The 15,051-nt window shown below is 56.3% G+C and carries 15 protein-coding genes and 1 pseudogene; 12 read left to right on the top strand and 4 right to left on the bottom strand.

Translation table 11 applies throughout. From position 1 onward, the window contains the following. The first annotated feature begins 19 nt into the window (after positions 1–19). The 10 genes and pseudogenes from DBR02_RS21685 to DBR02_RS21635 all read left to right on the top strand — a co-directional run bounded on the left by DBR02_RS21685 (position 20) and on the right by DBR02_RS21635 (position 9,498). Positions 20–1,021: an LLM class flavin-dependent oxidoreductase gene (locus DBR02_RS21685; protein WP_107535421.1), complete on the top strand. Its 1,002-nt coding sequence runs from the start codon at positions 20–22 to the stop codon at positions 1,019–1,021. Beyond that, positions 1,018–2,139 (top strand): amidohydrolase, encoded by a 1,122-nt coding sequence (locus DBR02_RS21680; protein ID WP_107535420.1) that lies wholly within the window; start codon positions 1,018–1,020, stop codon positions 2,137–2,139. The genes DBR02_RS21685 and DBR02_RS21680 overlap by 4 nt, the downstream gene beginning before the upstream one ends. Before the next feature lie 16 nt (positions 2,140–2,155). Beyond that, positions 2,156–4,419, top strand: a pseudogene (locus tag DBR02_RS27020) (NtaA/DmoA family FMN-dependent monooxygenase). 9 nt (positions 4,420–4,428) lie between these two features. Further along, the gene (locus tag DBR02_RS21665; RefSeq protein ID WP_107535417.1) at positions 4,429–4,938 is read left to right on the top strand and encodes a GNAT family N-acetyltransferase; all 510 of its coding nucleotides are present in this window, start codon (positions 4,429–4,431) and stop codon (positions 4,936–4,938) included. A gap of 9 nt (positions 4,939–4,947) precedes the next feature. Beyond that, entirely contained in the window at positions 4,948–5,874 is a 927-nt protein-coding gene (locus tag DBR02_RS21660; RefSeq protein ID WP_107535416.1) for an amino acid ABC transporter permease, read from the top strand. After that, positions 5,858–6,631 (top strand): amino acid ABC transporter ATP-binding protein, encoded by a 774-nt coding sequence (locus DBR02_RS21655; RefSeq protein ID WP_063866646.1) that lies wholly within the window; start codon positions 5,858–5,860, stop codon positions 6,629–6,631. The genes DBR02_RS21660 and DBR02_RS21655 overlap by 17 nt, the downstream gene beginning before the upstream one ends. Positions 6,632–6,698: 67 nt before the next feature. After that, positions 6,699–7,316: a glutathione S-transferase family protein gene (locus tag DBR02_RS21650; RefSeq protein WP_063866647.1), complete on the top strand. Its 618-nt coding sequence runs from the start codon at positions 6,699–6,701 to the stop codon at positions 7,314–7,316. 37 nt (positions 7,317–7,353) lie between these two features. Next, positions 7,354–7,584, top strand: coding sequence for a tautomerase PptA (gene pptA, locus DBR02_RS21645; RefSeq protein WP_063866648.1), 231 nt, complete (start codon positions 7,354–7,356; stop codon positions 7,582–7,584). A gap of 185 nt (positions 7,585–7,769) precedes the next feature. Then, complete coding sequence (locus DBR02_RS21640) at positions 7,770–8,771, top strand: Kdo(2)-lipid IV(A) acyltransferase (RefSeq protein ID WP_107535415.1); 1,002 nt, start codon at positions 7,770–7,772, stop codon at positions 8,769–8,771. Between the two features lie 91 nt (positions 8,772–8,862). Further along, positions 8,863–9,498: a helix-turn-helix domain-containing protein gene (locus tag DBR02_RS21635; protein WP_107535680.1), complete on the top strand. Its 636-nt coding sequence runs from the start codon at positions 8,863–8,865 to the stop codon at positions 9,496–9,498. 141 nt (positions 9,499–9,639) lie between these two features. Here DBR02_RS21635 and DBR02_RS21630 read toward each other — a convergent pair whose 3' ends face one another. Then, the gene (locus DBR02_RS21630) at positions 9,640–10,116 is read right to left on the bottom strand and encodes a GNAT family N-acetyltransferase (protein WP_107535414.1); all 477 of its coding nucleotides are present in this window, start codon (positions 10,114–10,116) and stop codon (positions 9,640–9,642) included. Positions 10,117–10,201: 85 nt separating this feature from the next. Between DBR02_RS21630 and DBR02_RS21625 the strand changes: the two genes are divergently transcribed. After that, entirely contained in the window at positions 10,202–11,137 is a 936-nt protein-coding gene (locus DBR02_RS21625) for a LysR family transcriptional regulator (protein ID WP_107535413.1), read from the top strand. Here the strand turns inward: DBR02_RS21625 and DBR02_RS21620 are convergent. After that, positions 11,132–11,434 (bottom strand): ArsR/SmtB family transcription factor, encoded by a 303-nt coding sequence (locus DBR02_RS21620; RefSeq protein WP_107535412.1) that lies wholly within the window; start codon positions 11,432–11,434, stop codon positions 11,132–11,134. The genes DBR02_RS21625 and DBR02_RS21620 overlap by 6 nt on opposite strands. Positions 11,435–11,595: 161 nt before the next feature. Here DBR02_RS21620 and fusA point away from each other — a divergent pair, with 161 nt between their 5' ends. Beyond that, positions 11,596–13,698 (top strand): elongation factor G, encoded by a 2,103-nt coding sequence (gene fusA / locus DBR02_RS21615; RefSeq protein ID WP_107535411.1) that lies wholly within the window; start codon positions 11,596–11,598, stop codon positions 13,696–13,698. A gap of 63 nt (positions 13,699–13,761) precedes the next feature. On the opposite strand, the gene DBR02_RS21610 is transcribed toward fusA, so the two are convergent. Together DBR02_RS21610 and DBR02_RS21605 are read right to left on the bottom strand one after the other, a co-directional pair. After that, a complete protein-coding gene (locus DBR02_RS21610; RefSeq protein ID WP_107535679.1) occupies positions 13,762–14,193 on the bottom strand; it encodes a DUF3828 domain-containing protein in 432 nt (143 codons plus the stop codon). Positions 14,194–14,397: 204 nt separating this feature from the next. Continuing rightward, positions 14,398–14,970, bottom strand: coding sequence for a flavin reductase family protein (locus DBR02_RS21605; protein WP_107535410.1), 573 nt, complete (start codon positions 14,968–14,970; stop codon positions 14,398–14,400). Between the last annotated feature and the right edge of the window lie 81 nt (positions 14,971–15,051).

Here is a 15,051-nt window from a genome sequence, read left to right as displayed (position 1 = left end):
AGTCAAACGAGAACGCAACATGTCATGGCGAATCAGCATCCTGGATAAAAGCCCCATAGCAGAACACGAAACCGCCGCCGATGCGCTGGCGCGCACCTTAACGCTGGCGCAGCAGGCGGAAACGTTGGGTTATCACCGCTTCTGGATTGCCGAACACCATAATACTCCGCAGCTTGCCAGCCCCTCGCCGGAACTGCTGATTGCCTGGATCCTCGGGCAAACAAAGCGTATTCGCGTGGGCTCAGGCGGCGTCATGCTGCAACATTACAGCCCCTATAAAGTCGCTGAAAACTTTAACGTACTGGCCGCCATCGCGCCGGGCCGGGTTGATCTGGGCGTCGGTAAAGCGCCCGGCGGTCTGCCGCTCTCTACCCGCGCGTTGCAGCGCGGCCTTAATCCGCAGGAAAAAGGCAGCTTTGCGGAACAACTGACGCAGCTCGATCGCTGGATCCGCCCTGAAAATCAGCCAGCGGAGGAGACGGTTCGCGCCACGCCTCTGCCTCCGGTACCTGCCCAGGGGTTTCTGCTGGGCGCCAGCACCGAAAGCGCGCTGCTGGCGGCCTCCCTCGACTGGCATTTTGTCTTTGCCGCACACCTGAACGGTGACCCTAAACTGCTGCGCGAGGTGGTCACAGCCTGGCGTCAACACAGCGTCCGGGAAGTGATGGTGGCCGTGCAGGTGATTGTTGCCCCAACCCAGGCCGAGGCCGACGCGCTGGCGCATAAGGTCGAAGTGTGGGGCTTGGCGCTGGCAAACGGGCAGCGCGTTACCGTGGCCAGCGAAGAACAGGCCTACGCCTTTGCGCGGCAGGCGGAAAGTGAACCGGTGCGCATCGCGCGTCGGGCGCAGTCTCTGCTGGCCGGAACGGCGGAGTCGGTGCTTGAACAGCTCAACGCGCTGCATCAGCAGTGGGGCATTGACGAATTTATCATCGACACGCCGGTCGCTGACGGCGCAACGCGCGTGCAGTCCCTGCGACTGCTGGCCGAGGCGCGTCTTAACAGGGAGGTTACCGTATGAACTTCAGCGAACAGCTGATTGCCTGGCGCCGGGAGCTGCACCAGTACCCTGAGCTGTCCGGTCAGGAGGTTGAAACAACGGCCCGCTTGCGCGAGTGGCTGACGGCGGCCGGGATCGCCCCGCTGGATTACGATCTTCAGACCGGACTGGTTACGGAGATAGGTCAAGGCAACGCACTGATTGCGCTGCGCGCCGATATCGACGCGTTACCTATCGACGAGCGCAGCGGAGTGCCGTTCAGCTCCCGGCGTGCGGGAGTGATGCACGCCTGCGGTCACGACGTTCACACCAGCGTGATCCTCGGCGCCGCGTTAAAGCTGAAGGAGCGGGAAGCTTCGCTCAACGGTCGCGTGCGGATCCTGTTCCAGCCTGCGGAAGAAAATTTTGGCGGAGCGAAAAGCATGGTGCGGGCCGGGGCATTACGCGATGTACGCGCGATTTTCGGGATGCATAACGAGCCGTCACTGCCGGTTGGTGAATTTGCCACGCGCGGCGGCCCGTTCTATGCCAACGTCGATCGCTTCGTTATTCACATCACCGGTAAAGGCGCGCATGCCGCACGCCCCCATGAAGGTAATGACGCCATCGTGCTGGCAAGCCAGCTGGTGACCGCGCTGCAAAGCGTCGCCAGCCGTAACGTTAACACGCTGGATTCAGTCGTGCTGAGCGTGACGCGCATCGCCGGCGGGAATACCTGGAACGTGCTGCCGGAAAGCGTTGAGCTGGAGGGCACGCTGCGCACGCACCGCACGGAAGTGCAGCAGAACGTAAAGGCACGCGTCGGTGAAATCGCCGCCGGATTTGCCAGCGCCTTTAGCGCGCAGATCAACATCACCTGGTACGCCGGACCCACCGCGCTGGTGAACGACGAGCACTGGGCCGGGTTTGCCACCTCGGTCGCGCGCGAGGCGGGGTATGAAACCCGTCATGCTGAACTGCACATGGGCGGAGAAGATTTTGCGGTCTATCTGCAAAACGTTCCCGGCGCGTTTGTCAGCATTGGCAGCAACAGCCCGTTTGGTTTACATCACCCGGCATTTAACCCTGACGAAGCATTAATTGAACCCGCTGCCCGCTATTTTGCACAGCTCGCGGAAAAAGCCCTGCAACACGTTTAATTTATTTGAGGTGAATATGTCTGCACATCGTCAATTGCGGCTGGGGACCATTTTGCATGGTGCATCCGGAAATATGTCCGCCTGGCGTCATCCGGCGGCGGTCGCGGATGCCAGTATAAATTTTGATTTCGTCAAAGAAACCGCATTAAAAGCGGAAGAGGGCAAGCTCGACTTTATCTTCGTTGCTGACGGTCTTTATATTAACGAGAAATCCATTCCGCATTTTTTAAACCGTTTTGAGCCGCTGACGGTGTTGTCCGCGCTGGCAAGCGTCACCTCGCGCCTGGGGCTGGTCGGTACGTTGTCCACCTCCTACAGCGAGCCTTTCACCGTTGCGCGTCAGTTTGCCAGCCTCGATCACCTGAGCAACGGTCGCGCGGGCTGGAACGTAGTGACCTCACCGCTGGAAGGATCGTCGAAGAATTTCTCCCGCGAAAAACACCCTGAGCATGCGCTGCGCTACCGCATTGCCGATGAGTATCTCGACGTGGTGAAAGGGCTGTGGGACTCCTGGGAAGGGGATGCCTTTATCCGCAATAAAGAGAGCGGACAGTTTTTTGACGCGTCGAAACTGCATACTTTGGATCACCACGGTGATTTCTTCCAGGTTTCCGGCCCGCTGAATATTGGCCGCACGCCGCAGGGACGTCCGATTGTCTTTCAGGCCGGCGCGTCCGACGACGGTAAAAAGCTGGCGGCAAAACACGCCGACGCCATCTTTACCCACCATGACACGCTGGATGAAGCGCAGGCCTTTTACCGTGACGTCAAACGGCAGCTGGAAAGTCACGGTCGCCGCGCGGGTGATTTACATATATTCCAGGGCGTCAGCGTGATTGTCGGAAATGACGCCGATGACGTTGAAAACCAGTATCAAACCACGGCGGCACTGGTCTCCATTCATGATGCGCTGAACTATCTCGGGCGTTATTTCGAGCATCACGACTTCAGCCAGTATCCCCTCGACGCGCCGTTCCCGGATATTGGCGATTTAGGCAAAAACAGCTTTCGCAGCACCACCGATGACATCAAGCGTAACGCCCGTGAGCGCAACTTAACTCTGCGTCAGGTCGCGCTGGAAGCCGCATCGCCGCGCCCGCGTTTTTCCGGCACGCCGGAGCAGGTAGCCGATGGTTTACAGGCCTGGTTCGAGGAGAAGGCGGCAGACGGCTTCATCATTCAGGGCGGCACGCCGGATACCTTCCCGCGCTTTGTCGACCAGGTGGTGCCCGTTTTACAGGCGCGCGGCCTGTTCCGCACTGACTATCCCGGCACCACGCTGCGCGAAAGTCTGGGCTTAGACGAACCCAAAAATCAGTTCACACAACAATAAAAGAGAAAAACGCTATGCAGAAATCATCGCTTATTCTGGCGCTTGCGCTGGCCTTTACCCCTGCCGTCTGGGCAGAGAACGTCAATATTAACGGCACCGGCGTGAGCATTGAAGCTAATAAAACGCCGATCGATACCGCCAAAAACAGCGATGCGATCGCCCAGCTGCCGAAAGACTATCGCTTTGCCGTGCCGGGGAAATTTACCGTGGCGGTGGCGGGGCTGAATCAGCCGCCGCTGACGGTCTTTTCCGACGACAACAAAACCCTGCTGGGGAGTGAGGTCGACATTGCGCGCCTGGTGGCGGACAGCCTCGGGCTGGAGCTAAACGTGGTTCCCACCTCCTGGGAGGACTGGCCGCTGGGGGTGGCATCCGGGAAATACGACGCGGCGATCAGCAACATCACCGTCACCAAAGCGCGCAAAGAGAAGTTCGACTTCGCCACCTATCGCAAGGATTCCCTTGGCTTTTACGTAAAATCCACCAGCCCGATCGTGTCGCTCCAGAAGGCGGAGGATATCGCCGGGCTGCGAGTCATCGTTGGCTCCGGCACCAACCAGGAGGCGATCCTGCTGGCGTGGAACGAAGAGAACCTTAAAAAAGGGCTTAAGCCGTTTATCCCGGTCTACACCAAAGACGATGCGGCGCAAACCCTCGCGCTACAGTCAGGTCGTGCAGACGCCTATTTTGGCCCGAACGTGATCGGCGCCTGGAAAGCGGCGCTGACCGGTAAAACCAAACTGGTTGGCAGCGTCGACGGCGGCTGGCCGAAGGCGGCGCATATCGCGGTGACGCTGAAAAAAGGGAGCGGCCTGGTCGAACCGGTTCAAACCGCGCTTAACGGCGTAATTAAGAACGGAGATTACGACAAAGTGCTGAACCGCTGGGGAGAAGGCGTTGAGCGTATCCCCCGTTCCGAGGTTAACCCGGCTGGTCTGGGCGATTAAGGAGGCGCTATGCGTGAACAATTTCGTGACGTTTCGCCGGAAGATAGCGATCTTCAGCCCATTATTGACGGGCTGTTCGGTGAATACGCCGCTCGTTACGGCGACTACTTTTCAAAGGATGCGGAAGTCGAGCTGACGGAGTGGTACCTGGCGCCGCAGGGGCTGTTTATCGTGCTGGAGCGCGATGGCGAAATCATCGCCACCGGCGCTTACAAGCCCTTCGACGAACGCACGGCAGAAATCAAACGTATCTGGACGAATAAAACGCTGCGCCAGCAGGGGCTGGCCGCGCGCGTGGTACAGGAGCTGGAGCGCCGGGCGATACTGGCGGGCTACAGCCACATATACCTCACTACCGGGTTTCGTCAGCCGGAGGCGGTACGGCTCTATCTCAGTCAGGGGTATCAGCCGCAGTTCGATCTCAACCGCGATCCGGAAGAGTACAGCCAGCCGCCGTTCGATGGTCGGCTGCGTTTCACCAAAACGCTGATCCGCGAAGCGCTCAGCAAAACCGCATAAGGAGCGACGATGAGTAACGTTGAAACCATAAAAGTGGTCCCCCTACGTTATCCGCTGCGCGCAGTCGGCGCTGCGGTGGCGCTGATTGTGCTGGCGGTCGTGATTCAGTCCGTGGCCTTTAATCCCCGCTGGGAGTGGGCGGTATTTGCCCGTTGGTTCTTTGATCCAGTGATCCTCGAAGGCGTCGGTCAGACGCTGCTGCTCACGTTGATAGGCACCGTGCTGAGCGTGGTCATTGGCGGCATGCTGGCGCTGGCCCGGCTCTCGTCATCCTGGCTGTTGAGCAGCCTGGCGTGGGGATATATCTGGCTTTTCCGCTCGCTGCCGCTGATCGTGGTGCTGATCGTTCTTTACAACTTCTCCTATCTCTACGACACGCTCTCTCTCGGCGTGCCTTTTACCGGCATTACCTGGGGCAGCGTTGAAACCATCAACGTGCTCGGGCAGTTTTCTACCGCCGTCGTGGGGCTGACGCTGGTGCAGAGCGCCTATACGGCGGAAATTATTCGCGGGGGCTTCCTTGGGGTCGATCACGGCCAGTATGAGGCGGCCGCCGCGCTTGGGCTGCCGGCGTGGCGTCGCACCGTGCGCATTATTCTTCCGCAGGCGCTGCGCACCATTTTGCCGTCCGGATTCAATGAAATCATCAGCCTCGCCAAGGGTACGGCGATGGTTTACGTGCTGGCGATGCCGGAGCTGTTCTACACGATCCAGATGATCTACAACCGTACGCAGGAGGTGATCCCGTTGCTGATGGTGGGAGCCGTCTGGTATCTGGTGATTACCACCGTCCTGTCTGCCATACAGCATATCGTTGAGCGTGGGCTCGCCCGCAGCGAGCGCCGCTCCGCCGTAAACCAGAATCGGGCAGCCAGCCGGACGCGTTCCGTTACCACCTCACCAGCACAGGAGCCTGTTCATGCAAGCCTCTCCTGAAGGACACATTTCTATTACCGGCGTCAGCAAGTTTTTTGGCCGACATAAAGCGCTCGATAACGTCACGCTTGAGATCCCGCCGGGTTCCGTCACGGTGATCCTCGGCCCATCCGGATCGGGGAAATCGACGCTGCTGCGTACCATTAATCATCTGGAGCGCGTAGACGAAGGCTTTATTCAGATTGACGGAGAGTACATTGGCTACCGCCGGCAGGGTGACAAACTGTACGAGCTTAAAGAGAAAGAGATACTCAAACAGCGCGTTAACGTGGGCTACGTGTTTCAGAACTTCAACCTGTTTCCACATCTTACGGTGCTGGAAAACCTGATTGAGGCGCCGATCGCGCATAAGAAACTCACCCGAAAGGCGGCCATCGAGAACGCATACAGCCTGCTGGATGTGGTCGGCCTGCGCGAAAAAGCCGATGCCTGGTCGCGTCACCTTTCCGGCGGCCAGCAGCAGCGCATCGCCATTGCCCGCGCGCTGGCGCTGCGCCCCCGCGTGATGCTGTTTGATGAGCCCACCTCAGCGCTTGACCCGGAACTGGTTGGTGAAGTGCTGGACGTGATTAAAAAGCTGGCCCGTTCCGGCACGACGCTGGTGGTGGTTACCCATGAGATCGGCTTTGCCCGGGAAGTGGCGGACCAGGTGGTGTTTATGGTTGACGGAAAAATTGTGGAGCAGGGCAGCAGCGACGACGTGTTAAACCGACCGTCGCATCCGCGAACGCGCCAGTTTTTGTCGAAAGTATTGTAGTTTTCCCGCCTGGGATAACCTGGTCATGCTGCTCTACACTTAGGGTTTTCATCCCTGAGGGGGCAACATGATCAAACTCTATGGCGTACCCGGCTGGGGATCGGCAATCGGTGAAGTGATGCTGACTCTGGCAGACATCCCGTATCAGTTCGTCAACGTGGACGGGTTTGACCAGCCCGGCCCGCAGCGCGAACTGCTGTTAAAACTGAACCCGCTGTGCCAGGTGCCGACGCTGGAACTGGAAAACGGGACGATCGTGACGGAAACTGCGGCGATTGCCCTGATGGTGCTCGACAGATGTCCCGATCTCGCGCCGCCCGTAGGGCAGGCCGAGCGGCAGCAGTTTCAGCGCCTGCTCATCTGGTTTGTGGCCAACGTCTATCCCACCTTTACGTATGCAGACTATCCGGAACGCTGGGTGCCTGATGCTCCCGAACAGCTGAAGAAAAACTGCATTGAGTACCGAAAATCGCTCTATCTGTGGTTCGACACGCAACTCAGCGCCTCGCCTTTCGCTTTTGGCACACAGCTGACGCTGCTTGACGTCTATATTGCCGTCGCGCGTACCTGGGGGCCACGTCATGAGTGGTTTGCCACCAATACGCCCCATATCACCGCCATCGCGGATGCGGTTTGCGCGCTGCCGGAACTGCACAAGGTGCTAAAAGCTAACGACATAATCTGATAACGTGGAACGCTCATCTATAAAAGGAGCCCTGCCCATGCCACATGTTGATATCAAATGTTTTCCACGCGATCTGAATGACGAACAAAAAACGGCGCTGGCGGCGGATATCGCCGAAGCGATCGCCCGTCATCTGAACAGCAAAGATCGCTCAATCTCCGTGGCGCTTCAGGAAGTTCAGGAAGCTGACTGGAAGGCGCAGGTCTGGGATACCGAGATCGGCCCGAAACTCGATAAGCTGATTAAGAAACCCGGCTATTCGATGTAACCCGCTTGCCGGGTGGTGCACTGTCACCCGGCGATCCCCGCCTTTATTTGCTATCGCAAAAATCGATAATAAAAACCATAACGATTCCGCTACAATTCTTCCTTCCGAACAATATTCGTTAAATCAGCAGGTAAGCACTGCAACTGCACCAGATTAAGTACAGATAGTAAAAGGATAATTTTTTCATGACAAAATTACCTCGGTTTTCACTCGCCTTTATTCATCCTCGTTACTGGCTCAGCTGGGCAGGCATCGCCGCACTCTGGTGTACGGTCCAGCTCCCCTATTCGCTTCTGTTAAAAGCAGGGCACGGACTCGGGCGTCTGGCCATGCGCCTGCTTCCACGCCGCGTGGAGATCGCCAGACGAAATCTTGAGCTTTGCTTTCCGGAGATGAAAGAGGATGCGCGCGAGCGTTTACTCGAGCGTAATTTTGAATCAGTTGGAATGGGCGTCATCGAAACGGGGATAGCGTGGTTCTGGCCTGACTGGCGCGTGCGCAAACACTTTAGCGTGACCGGCTACGAACATATGGAACAGGCTCGGGCGAAAGGAAAGGGCGTGGTGCTTATTGGCATGCATTTTCTCACGCTCGAGCTGGGCGCGCGCATCTTCGGCATGCTCAACGCGGGTATTGGAGTGTATCGACCCAACAATAATGCACTGCTCGACTGGCTACAGACGCGCGGGCGCCTGCGTTCCAATAAAACCATGCTTGACCGCCATGACCTGAAGGGCATGATCCGCGCGCTGAAGCAAAATGAGATCCTGTGGTATGCTCCGGACCACGACTATGGCAAAGCGAATAGCGTGTTTGTGCCGTTTTTTGCCGTCCCGGACGCTGCCACTACGGCCGGGAGCTACATGCTGGTGAAAAGTGCCAGACCGGCCGTGATCCCGTTTGTACCGCGCCGTAAAGCAGACGGTACAGGGTATGAGCTGATTATCCTGGAAGATATCAGCGATACGTTGCAGGGGGGCGATAAAGCGTCGGTGGCCACGCAGATGAACAGAGCGATTGAGCGCGCCGTGCTGATGGCACCCGAGCAATATATGTGGCTGCATCGCCGCTTCAAAACCCGCCCGGAAGGCCAGCCGGACCGCTATGCATGCAAAAAACAGGCCCGTTCTCCAGCAAGAACCTTCTCTGCCAGCGACATGTCGGACGAGTCGCGTATTCAGCAGTAGAAAAGGGGGGCGGATGCCGGTGCGCTTCGCCCTTTATAAAACCTGCGGCGCTGGATAGAATGACCGCATCCACATTGTCGGGATGCAAAACATGACCGGAAGAGTCGATTATCACCTCGAAAAATACCTCCTCACCGAAGCCGCCGAGCCGGAACGCCTGACGCGTCAGTGGGCGGAAGTGATGCGCGAATGCCATGACCAGAAATCAGGGTCCGAAGAGCGCCTGCGTCTCGCGCTGCTGAATGTGGATTATGTCACAAGCTTTGAGCTTCCCTTCCGGTTACTCCTCACCCGCGCCCCGCAGTTGATTGATGGGATCAGAAATGAGTTTCAGCTCAGTCAAAAAAATGTCCTTTTCAACGGTAAACGCTTTGGCTGCGTCTACAGCCTCAAGCAGGATTTGAACGGCATTCCCGATGAGTTTACCTATCATCTTAAGACTCGTATTCAGCGAATCGATGCGGCAGGCGGTTCGGAAGTACCTTACCGGCACATTGCTCAGCAGGTGAAAGCCCCTCGCGAGCGCCTCAAGCTGGCGCTGGAAAATGGGCTTGCGGTCACGGCGCTTGACGGACTGTTCTGGTTTGGTATTCAGCGCATAGCCGCCGACGTGCAGCGGTTAAGAAAAACGGGTATGAGGATAGTGACGTCAGAGACTGAGGTGTTCGATACGCTGACGATGACAACCCGGCAGATCCCCGTCTACAGCCTGACTCAGCCGGGATGAACCTCGTTCACCGATCTTTCGAGTGCCTCAGAGAAGACGGAAAGTGGCGGTAATTTCTTTCTCAGATATTCCGTGCTTCAGTAACGCTTTCACTGACATTATGCCCCTGAGAAAGAGGGGCGTTTTCACGCGATGGCTTCGTTAGCCAGCAAATGCCCGCAACGCATCCCCATCAAGACGATAGCGTACCCATTCGGACTGCGGTAACGCGCCGATGCTTAAATAAAAATCAATGGCAGACTGGTTCCAGTCAAGCACGCTCCATTCCAGCCGGCCGCAGTCACGTTCCACTGCGCATTGCGCGATTTTTTTTAGCAGCGCTTTTCCCGCTCCCTTGTTGCGGTATTCCGGGGAGACATATAAATCTTCCATATAGATACCGTTGCGGCCAAGCCAGGTGGAGTAGCTGGTAAAAAAAACGGCATACCCCACCACGCGGCCAGCATATTCGGCGATTAGCGCTTCGGTTTTACTGTCTGCACCAAACAGCGTTTTGCGGATCTCGTCCGGAGTGGTGACCACTTCTTCTGGCGCTTTTTCATAGACCGCGAGTTCGTAAATCATATCGTAAATTGCCGCTGCATCTTCAGGTCGCGCCTGACGAATCGTAATGCTCATTCGTTTCCCTTTATTTCTGTTCGTAGTTGATGGGGGTAAGCATAAAGGCTAATGTCAGAAGAATTAAGTGCAATGAAATCAACCAATGATGAATATTATGCATCCGGCCTTAAGGCGCCTTGATCTAAACCTCCTGCCGGTTTTTGACGCGATTTATCGCCACAGTTCCGTTCGACTGGCGGCGGATGAGCTGGCGATGAGCACCTCGGCGCTCAGCCATGCTCTGTCACGGCTGCGTGTTTCGCTCAACGATCCGCTGTTCTACCGGGAGGGGCATCGAATGTGTCCCAGCGTCTATGCCACGCAGCTTGCGCCTGTTATTGCATCGGCCCTGAAGTCTCTCGATCGGGAGCTCTCGCCGCAGCCGGAGTTTGATCCTGCTGTGAGTACAGCGTGTTTGCAGATCGCGATAACGGACTTTACTGCGTTCTGCATATTTCCTGCGCTCATGAATGTACTTCAACATGAGGCGCCTGGCCTGCGTCTGGAATTACGTTATTTGCCGCACAGCCCAGCGTTGACGGAGTTACTGGCTGGAGAGGTGGATCTGGCCCTGGGATTCAGCACCGTCGAGGATCCCCGGTACCCGGAGCTGGAAGAGATTAGTTGGTTCGAAGATGAGTATGTGGTGATTAGCAATGCGAGCCGGATGGCACTGACGCTGGAAGATTATCTCGCCGCCCGGCATCTTGTGGTTACGCCGTGGAACGAGAAGCAGGGGGTGCTGGATTTGCAGCTTGAACGCATGGGCTATACCCGACACATTGCGATTAAAACCCCGTCCATGCTCAGCGCCCCTTTTGTTATTGAAGAAAGCGATCTGCTGATGGCATTACCCCGATTCGCCGCTCAAAAGCTACTGCCAGCCACCAATATCAAAATTTTTGATTTGCCGTTCCACATCAGTCCGTTTGAAGTAAAAATTTATTCGCATAAACGCAGCGGTAAACGAGGCGTCACCAACTGGCTAAAAGCGACACTGGGCGCGCTGGCTGAAAGCCTACAGTCAGAGCGCTTATGATTTCGGCTGTAACAGGATCGCCATCAGTCCCGGAAAGCGGGCGTCCAGATCCTCTCTTCTCAGTGAAATCATATTCTCGCGCCCCTGCGGGCGCTGCCAGATCACGCCGCTGTCGCGCAGCACGCGCCAGTGGTGAGTCATGGTGGACTTCACCACGTCGTCCGGGCGCAGCGCGTTACAGCTCAGTTCGCTGCCGTCGGCCAGCCTGCGGACGATCGCTAATCGCAGCGGATTGCCAAGGGCGAACAGCACATTTTCCAGCAGTATTTGTTCAGGTTCCGGGTGGTTTGGGATCATCGTTTTCCTGCGTCTCGGGTCAGATTGAGCTATATCAACAATAGGTCAACCGTTAAAAAATAGTTCGATAATACTCGTACAATAGGACTATTATAACAAACGAACGCACACGCGACCATCCCGGTCGTCACAAACCAGTCTCAAAGACTTAAGGAAATATCATGCCCCGACCCATTCCACTCGAACGTTATCGCAACATCGGTATCTCCGCGCATATCGATGCCGGCAAAACCACCACTACCGAGCGCATCCTGTTTTACACCGGGATGAGCCACAAGCTGGGTGAAGTACACGATGGCGCGGCAACCACCGACTGGATGGCGCAGGAGCAGGAGCGCGGGATCACCATTACTTCGGCAGCGGTAAGCTGTTTCTGGCCCGGCATGGACAGAGGTTTTGAACCGCACCGCATCAATATTATTGATACCCCCGGGCACGTCGATTTTACCATTGAGGTGGAACGCTCCATGCGGGTACTCGACGGCGCGGTGATGGTGTACGACTCCGTCGGTGGCGTGCAGCCGCAGTCGGAAACCGTCTGGCGTCAGGCGAATAAATACCACGTCCCGCGGCTGGCATTCGTCAACAAAATGGACCGCCCGGGCGCAGATTTCTTCCGTGTGGTGCGGATGATGCAGGAGCGCCTGAAAGCCAATCCGGTGCCGATCGTGATTCCGGTGGGTGCGGAAGAACACTTCACCGGCGTGGTGGATCTCATCAAGATGCGCACCATCCTCTGGGACGATGCCACGCAGGGCATGGCGTTTAGCTACGCGCCGGTGCCGGACGATCTGCTGAGTACCGCTCAGGAGTGGCGAGAAAAAATGGTCTCAGCTGCGGCAGAAGCCAGCGATGCGCTGATGGACAAGTATCTGGAAACGGGCGATCTGGATGAAGCGGAAATCATCCAGGGGCTGCGCGTCCGGACCATCTCCGGCGAAATCCAGCCGATGCTGTGCGGTAGCGCATTCAAGAACAAGGGCGTGCAGCGCATGCTTGACGCGGTGATTGAGCTGATGCCGTCTCCACTGGACGTACCCGCTATTGATGGGGTAGACGAAGACGGGCAGCACGCTGAGCGTCATCCAAGCGATGATGAACCGTTTTCGGCGCTGGCCTTCAAGCTGATGAGCGATCCGTACGTCGGGCAGCTGACCTTTATCCGCGTCTATTCCGGCATACTGCGTAAAGGCGACGCAGTGTACAACCCGGTGAAGGGCAAGAAAGAGCGTATCGGGCGCATTGTGCTGATGCATGCCAACGATCGCCATGAGGTAGACGAGTTGCGTGCAGGGGATATTGCAGCCTGTGTCGGGCTGAAAGACGTCACTACCGGCGACACGCTGACCGACCCGAACGCGGTGATCACCCTTGAGCGGATGGAGTTCCCGGATCCGGTCATTTCGCTTGCGATCGAGCCGAAAACCAAAGCCGATCAGGAGAAAATGGGGATCGCATTACAGCGCCTGGCGGCGGAGGACCCGTCGTTCCGCCTGCACACGGATGAGGAATCCGGCCAGACGATTATCTCCGGGATGGGCGAGCTGCATCTGGAAATCATCGTCGACCGCATGAAGCGCGAGTTTGGCGTCGAGGCGAACATTGGTCGTCCTCAGGTCACCTACCGTGAAACGCTGCGCAAAGCGGTGAAGGATATTGAAGGGAAATTTGTCCGACAGTCCGGCGGGAAAGGGCAGTACGGCCATGTGGTCCTGAGCCTCGAGCCGCTAGCGGCCGGGAGTGGTTTTGTGTTTGAAGATGCCACTAAAGGCGGCGTGGTGCCGCGCGAGTACATTCCGTCGGTGGAGAAAGGCTTGCGTGAAGCCATGAATACCGGGGTGCTGGCGGGCTATCCGGTTGTGGATGTGAAAGCGACCCTGACCTTTGGTTCGTACCACGATGTGGACTCCTCGGAGATGGCCTTCCGCATGGCGGCGATCCTCGGTTTTAAAGAGGGCGCAAGGCGGGCGGACCCGGTAATTCTTGAGCCGGTGATGCACGTTGAGGTGGAAACGCCGGAGGAATATGCCGGGAACATTATGGGCGACCTCTCCTCCCGTCGCGGCATGGTGCAGGGGATGGCAGAGCAGTATGGTAGCCAGATTATTCGCGCTGACGTCCCACTGGCCGAGATGTTTGGCTATGCCACCACGCTGCGATCGATGTCCCAGGGGCGCGCAACGTATACGATGGAGTTTCACCATTTTGCGGAGGCTCCGCGAAATGTGGCGGATGAGATTATTGCGAAGCGTGTTAAGAGCTAATTAATTACACATGGTAGTCGGTAGGCTACCATGTGTTTTTTTACGACACGGAGATTATCCATGTCACTTAATGAGTGTTGCCGAGCGGACTTTCCATTTCCCTTTTTCTTCAACAAGACAATCTGCAACAACGTGATCTTGCTTCTTACCAAACGCGATATAGACGTTTGTGCAAACGGCGTCAAAATCAGAGTGCAGGACGGTTATCTGATTCCAGTCCTCATCCCAATCCTGTGATTTAATGAACATATCTGCATCGGGCATATCTTTTTCGTTACTGTCACCTGAATACAACTCTTTTATTGCTGCGATTGTCCCCGAGGCAACATAGTCATTCATGATGTCTGGATTGAGTACGGGAGGTTTGCCCTGATTCAACTGAGCGATATACCATTGATTGAATTTAACCGCCGTTAGCCCCGGTGCATAGGTGCTTTCCGCGCCAACTAAGGGAGAAAGGATGAAAAGTAAAAAGAAGAGTGGCTTCGATGACATAGTGTGCCCAATTACCGATGCTTTTTGGTTGAGCATTTTATTTGGAATATAATATTTCGCCATTTCTATCCAGGACATTAATATTTCCTTAACGGGGAATTGCTAACTCAGCAACTCCAGAAATATCCTCCGTTCTACAACGCAGTGGTAAACATAAAATGCCATAGGTATTTGATATAATTGAAAAGGATATGATAGATAAACTCAATCCAGCGCCTTCACCATCTTCCCACTTGTCACAAACGTACCCGCCCCCAGATGATGCAACGTATTCAGCTTATCCTCGTCAAACTGCCAGCGTCCGGCCACAAAAGCGCGCTCATCTGCCGCGGCGGAAACGACCTCCCCAAACAGGGTGTCATATTTTTCTGCCGCAGAAGTGACAGGTAATAACCGACACTCCATCCACGCCAGACATTTATCTTCTATAACCGGCAGGCCAAGTTCAGGACCATAAATAACCGGGATACCGTAGCAGTTAAATTTATCCTCGTCGCGCCCGCTGACGCTGCCTACCGCGTAGGTCCAGTTGGCTGCCGCCACGCCCGGGATAATGATGCCGAATTTACCGCTGCGCTCGATCAGCTCTCGCGACCAGGCGCTTTTGTCCACCACAATCGCGATGCGAGGCGGTTCAAATTCCACCGGCATGGACCATGCGGCGGCCATAACGTTGCGTCTGTCTATCGTTTCATCCCGACTGGTAATAAGCACGGTGGGCCCGTGATTCAGAAGACGGCTGGCATGACGTAATTCAACGGGGCGAAAGTGGCTCATAGGATCTCCTCATGTACACGATGAGTATGACGAAAAAGCACTTTTGCGCATATGCATTAGGCAAAATAGTTTATAAACAGG

Origin of the sequence: Enterobacter cloacae complex sp. (assembly GCF_900322725.1) — a bacterium.
Taxonomy (GTDB): domain Bacteria; phylum Pseudomonadota; class Gammaproteobacteria; order Enterobacterales; family Enterobacteriaceae; genus Enterobacter; species Enterobacter quasihormaechei.
The sequence above is the reverse complement of the archived record's forward strand: the minus strand, read 5'-3'. Positions and strand labels throughout refer to the sequence as shown.